Genomic DNA, 5,079 nt, shown 5'->3' with positions numbered 1-5,079 from the left:
GGCGAGAAGGTCACACCCGTTCCCATACCGAACACGGAAGTTAAGCTTCTCAGCGCCGATGGTAGTTGGGACTTTGTCCCTGTGAGAGTAGGACGTTGCCAGGCAAATTAGGGACAATCCGGAAGGATTGTCCTTTTTTGTCATTTAGGAAATTATAAAATTTTCGCTTGTGGATAACTGTTAATAAAGGGACTGTCTACGTCCAGCTCCAGCGCCTAGCCCCTCGATGGTCACAGCCAATCCGTCCAAAAGGTTAAAAAACAACCTTTCAGCCGGCTCGTCTTATGCTTGTCGGGGCTGACCAAGGCGCTTGCGCTTTTGTTCTTATTTCATAAGAAATTTATAGATCAAAAACGGCCCTTTTTTCATTGTGACCTCGATGAATGACTTGATAAATGGATAATCTCGGTTGGGCATCATCTTCGTTAACTCACTCCACCATTCTGTTTCATAACGGGCAATCATACTCAGGTTATATAACAAAAGATAGTGAACAAGCAGCTCTGGAAAATGAGTGAAGTTTCCTTTATCGAGTGGGAGTGTGTAACATTTATCTTCCAAGTTGTAAAAAAGTGGTGACATTTCAAAAGGAAAGTCCTCACTTATCTGAAAGGCAAGCCCCTCATTAGCAAACTCCACATTGTTCTTAAACTTTGAGGTAAAAAACTCCTTAAACCTGCTCTCCGTCATATGATAGTGATCCAGTACAAACTCAGGGATCAGAAGTTTATGATCACACTGAGTTACACTGGCAAATGTCCTTTTTCCTTCAACGATAAAGAATAATTCATTTAATTCAGGTATAAGCTGTAATAACTCCTCCATAATAGCTTTTTCCCCTTCCAACTGTTTCATGTGAAACATTTTCTCTGACATAAAGGGGAAAAGGCCATTTTTTTGAAACTTTACTTCATCTTGGAAAAAAAGATAATTTTGCTTTTTTCTTTTCCTTGTAGAAACACCGTGGGCTAATACTGCGGTAGTTTCTGGATAAGATGGGTCTATGGTTAGGATACAAGCTTTAATTAAATGGACAAGTCCATAAAAAAGTAATATGGGCTTTAAAATTAGTGGAGACTTTTCTGCTTGATCATAATATATTTTCCCATGTTCGAGATAATAGAGAAAGGCATATCCATTTTCATAGCTTTTTTGTTCAGGGTTATCAATATTTCGCTTCTGGTAGCACATCTTTAAGTATCTTTGGCAGTATTCTGCCGAAAAAAAACAAGAGTAACTTTTCCAATCTTTATAGTTAGTAACCAAGTCGCTCACCTTTTTCAGAAAAATCAATTTAATATTTATTCCTTGACAGTATTTTGTCCAATTGATAACCTACAAATAATATTTTTTGTTCTGGGGGGCTGTTAAAAAATGTGGGAAAACAAATTTGCAAAAGAAGGATTAACGTTTGATGATGTTTTATTAATTCCGGGTAAGTCAGAGGTACTGCCTAAAGATGTCAATCTGCAAGTAGAGTTAACGCCAAGTGTAAAGCTAAATATTCCAATTATCAGTGCTGGAATGGACACTGTAACGGAATCTGAAATGGCGATTTCCATTGCCCGTCAAGGCGGCTTAGGAATCATCCACAAGAATATGACCATTGAACAGCAGGCAGAACAAGTTGAGAAGGTTAAGAGATCTGAGAGCGGAGTTATTACGGATCCATTTTTCCTAACCCCTGAACACCAAGTGTTTGATGCGGAACATTTAATGGGTAAGTACCGAATTTCTGGTGTTCCAATTGTTAATAATATGGAGGACCAAAAGCTAATAGGCATTATTACAAACCGTGACCTTCGTTTTATTCAAGATCAAGATTATTCATTCAAGATCTCTGATGTTATGACGAAGGAAAATCTTGTAACAGCCCCTGTTGGGACAACGTTAAAAGAAGCTGAAAAAATACTTCAAAAGCATAAAATTGAAAAACTTCCGCTTGTAAATGAGGAAGGCGTATTAAAAGGCTTAATTACGATTAAAGATATTGAAAAAGTAATTGAGTTTCCTAACTCCGCAAAAGACAGTCAAGGTCGTTTATTGGCCGGTGCAGCTGTTGGAGTAACAAAAGATACAATGAAGCGGGTAGAGGCTCTAGTAGCAGCAAATGTCGATGCCATTGTTATTGATACAGCTCATGGACATTCTAAAGGCGTTCTTGATATGGTAAAGGAAATCAGAGATGCGTATCCTAGCCTTACGATTATTGCAGGAAATGTAGCAACAGCTGAAGCGACAAAGGACCTAATCGAAGCTGGTGCAGATGTGGTAAAGGTAGGAATCGGACCTGGTTCGATTTGTACAACAAGGGTTGTAGCAGGTGTAGGAGTACCACAAATTACGGCTGTTTATGATTGTGCAGAAGAAGCGATGAAGCACGGAAAAACAATTATCGCTGATGGCGGGATTAAATATTCTGGCGATATCGTAAAGGCCTTGGCAGCAGGCGGACACGCTGTTATGCTGGGAAGCTTATTGGCAGGCGTATCTGAGAGTCCTGGTGAAACGGAGATTTTCCAAGGACGCCGCTTTAAGGTATACAGAGGAATGGGTTCTGTTGCGGCAATGGAAAAGGGTTCAAAAGACCGTTATTTCCAAGAGGATAATAAAAAGTTCGTTCCAGAAGGAATTGAAGGGCGGATCCCATATAAAGGTCCATTGGCTGAGACGGTTTACCAGCTAATTGGCGGCATCCGGTCAGGTATGGGCTACTGCGGGACAAAGGATCTTCATGATTTAAGAACAAAAGCACAATTTATTAAGATGACAGGTGCTGGACTGAAGGAAAGTCATCCACATGATGTTCAAATTACCAAGGAAGCACCAAATTATTCTTTATAGATTTTTCCAAAACAGAGAGGTCATACTTCTCTGTTTTTATTATGAAAAATTTCCTATTAATTTTAAGGAATTTTTAATCAGATGCCAAAGAATGGTTCAATGCTCCGTCTATGATTTAGTAGTCAGGTATGATAAAATATTCAAAGTGTATAAATTCCTTGGAGGGCGTGTAATAGTGAACAAACATTTTTATCGGAAATTGGTTGCAAGTTCGTTAGCAATGTTGATGTTTTTTAGCGTTTTTGCTGGCGTACATAAGGCACATGCAGAAGCAGCTTTAAATGTGAATGCAGATGGAGCCATTTTAGTAGACGGAAAGACTGGTAAGGTCTTATATGAAAAGAATGCTGATAGTGTACTAGGAATTGCGAGTATGACCAAAATGATGACTGAATATATCCTGCTTGATTCAGTGAAAAAAGGAAAAGTAAAATGGGATCAGGAGTACAAAGTAAGTGACCTCGTGTACAAAATATCTCAGCGTCGTGACTTATCTAATGTACCATTACGTGCAGATGGGACTTATAAAGTTCGAGAGTTATATCAAGCTATGGCGATTTACTCAGCTAATGCCGCAACCATTGCGCTTGCAGAAATTATGGGCGGTTCAGAAACAAACTTTGTAAAAATGATGAATGATAAAGCGAAAGAATTGGGATTGAAGGATTATAAATTTGTAAACTCTACAGGTTTGAACAATCGAGATTACAAAGGCCTCCAGCCAGAAGGAACGGGTGCGGAGGATGAAAATGTGATGTCAGCCCGGGCAGTCGCAAAACTAGCTTTTCACTTAATTAATGATTTTCCTGATGTGCTAAAAACAGCCAGCACGCCAAAGAAGGTATTTCGTGAAGGAACATCTGACCAAATTAATATGATTAACTGGAACTGGATGCTTCCATCACTAGATTATGGTTACCAAGGGATGGACGGACTAAAAACAGGAACAACTGATTTTGCAGGCTACTGCTTTACCGGAACAGCGAGCCGTGATGGAAAACGATTTATTACAGTTGTGCAGAACGCTAAGGATGCATCTGGACAAGGTGGATATAGTGCACGATTTGAAGAAACTAGAAAAATGCTGGATTATGCTTTCAGTAACTATACAAATGTAAAACTTGTTCCAAAACATTATCAGGTAAAAGGACAAAAGACGCTGCCAGTCCTTAAAGGGAAAGAAGATCAAGTAAAGATTTATACGAAATCAGCTATTAATATGACCGTTCTAAATGGTGAAGAGAAAAACTACCAACCTGTTCTGGTTTTGGATAAAAATAAAGTTAACAAAGATGGTGAGCTAACCGCACCGATTAAAAAGGGTGAAACAATCGGTTATGTGACACTAAAACCAAAGAATGGCGAGAAGGTAAGCTTCTTAACAGCTGAGGGTCAAAAGAAAGCACAAGTGGATGTTGTTGCTGCTGAAGATGTTGAAAAGGCTAACTGGTTTGTCCTAATGATGCGTGGCATCGGTAATTTCTTTGGAGATGTTTTTCACGGGATAGGAACAACCGTTAAGGGATGGTTTTAATCTCTGTACGTTAATATTTACCATATAGTTAAAGAAAAGGATTCTTGTTTTGACAGGAATCCTTTTTAGTTGCTAAGGTGGAATGAAACTCATTTGGCCGTCAAGTGGACAGCTTCGAAGCCGACCTCGCCATAAGGGGCGTATCTGACAGCTTTCCAGCGGTGTTTATCCGTGCACTGCACATCGTTGAGGTCGGCGAGAATGTTTAAATTTTGTCCAAGTATAATGACCGCATCATCGCCGCACGGGAAGGGCAATTTCTTGGCTGCTCATTTCATCCAGAATTAACGAAAAACCATGCGATTACGGCTTACTTCGTCGAAATGGTAAAGGAAGCAAAAGCGAAACAATTTGTTTAATTTGGTTGCATTTGGTTCATAATTATAGTAAATTATAAAACAAATCAATAATGAAACAGCAATGAGAGGAACTAGTAACAAGAATCTCACTCTAAAGAGAACCGGTGGGTGGTGTGAACCGGTGTGTGAATCTGGTGAATCCCTCCTCGAGCAAGGTACGGAACACCAATTAGGTAAGTAAGTACTTTCGGTAAAAACCGTTACAGTTCTTTGAGGTGGGCAGCTTATGCTGTCAACCAGGGTGGTATCGCGACTAACTCTCGTCCCTGTATTTGGGGCGGGAGTTTTTTTATTTTGGCTGTGTTAAAGGTTATTGTTCATTTTGAAACGATGTTGATTGGA

General features: G+C 39.5%; 3 protein-coding genes, 1 rRNA gene, 1 pseudogene and 1 other annotated feature. Of the genes and pseudogenes, 4 read left to right on the top strand and 1 reads right to left on the bottom strand.

Annotated elements, in window-relative coordinates; all coding sequences use genetic code 11:
* Positions 1-104 (top strand): 5S ribosomal RNA (gene rrf / locus V7266_RS19260); the annotation flags it as partial.
* 220 nt (positions 105-324) lie between these two features.
* On the opposite strand, the gene V7266_RS19255 is transcribed toward rrf, so the two are convergent.
* Positions 325-1,275: a YaaC family protein gene (locus V7266_RS19255; RefSeq protein WP_335470011.1), complete on the bottom strand. Its 951-nt coding sequence runs from the start codon at positions 1,273-1,275 to the stop codon at positions 325-327.
* A gap of 99 nt (positions 1,276-1,374) precedes the next feature.
* On the opposite strand from V7266_RS19255, the gene guaB reads away from it, so the two are divergent.
* From guaB to V7266_RS19240, 3 genes and pseudogenes are all read left to right on the top strand, one after another.
* Entirely contained in the window at positions 1,375-2,844 is a 1,470-nt protein-coding gene (guaB, locus tag V7266_RS19250; RefSeq protein WP_335470005.1) for an IMP dehydrogenase, read from the top strand.
* 220 nt (positions 2,845-3,064) lie between these two features.
* Entirely contained in the window at positions 3,065-4,378 is a 1,314-nt protein-coding gene (locus tag V7266_RS19245) for a serine hydrolase (protein WP_335470008.1), read from the top strand.
* Positions 4,379-4,464: 86 nt separating this feature from the next.
* A pseudogene (locus V7266_RS19240) lies at positions 4,465-4,737 on the top strand (pyridoxal 5'-phosphate synthase glutaminase subunit PdxT); the annotation flags it as partial.
* 52 nt (positions 4,738-4,789) lie between these two features.
* Positions 4,790-5,008 (top strand) — a binding site (T-box leader).
* The last annotated feature ends 71 nt before the right edge of the window (positions 5,009-5,079 follow it).

Source organism: Neobacillus drentensis (genome assembly GCF_036965645.1).
GTDB classification, from domain to species: domain Bacteria; phylum Bacillota; class Bacilli; order Bacillales; family Cytobacillaceae; genus Neobacillus; species Neobacillus drentensis_D.
The sequence above is the reverse complement of the archived record's forward strand: the minus strand, read 5'-3'. Positions and strand labels throughout refer to the sequence as shown.